This window comes from Emticicia sp. W12TSBA100-4, assembly GCF_040253585.1.
GTDB lineage: Bacteria > Bacteroidota > Bacteroidia > Cytophagales > Spirosomataceae > Emticicia.
Map to the genome: position 1 here is coordinate 1 of NZ_JBELAU010000093.1, position 355 is coordinate 355.

General features: G+C 48.7%; 1 pseudogene. It reads left to right on the forward strand.

Going from position 1 to position 355, the window contains the following annotated elements:
* A pseudogene (locus ABR854_RS25900) lies at positions 1 to 355 on the forward strand (hypothetical protein); the annotation flags it as partial.

Consider the following 355-nt stretch of genomic DNA (forward strand, 5'->3'; position numbering starts at 1 on the left):
TGAAACGGCAACGTTGACAGCAACAGGTTGCAGTGGTAGCTTGAAATGGAGTACGAATGCCACAGGTAGCAGCATCAGTGTAAGCACCGCAGGTACATACACAGCGACATGTATCAACAGTTGTGGCGAAAGTGGCGTGAGCAATGTAGTAGTTATCACAACAGGCAGCAGCCCAGCGGCTCCAGTAATCAGCAGCAACAAAAACAGCTTGTGTAATAGCGAAACGGCAACGTTGACAGCAACGGGTTGCAGTGGTAGTTTGAAATGGAGTACGAATGCCACAGGCAGCAGCATCAGTGTAAGCACAGCAGGAAGTTATACAGCGACATGTATCAACAGTTGTGGTGAAAGTGGA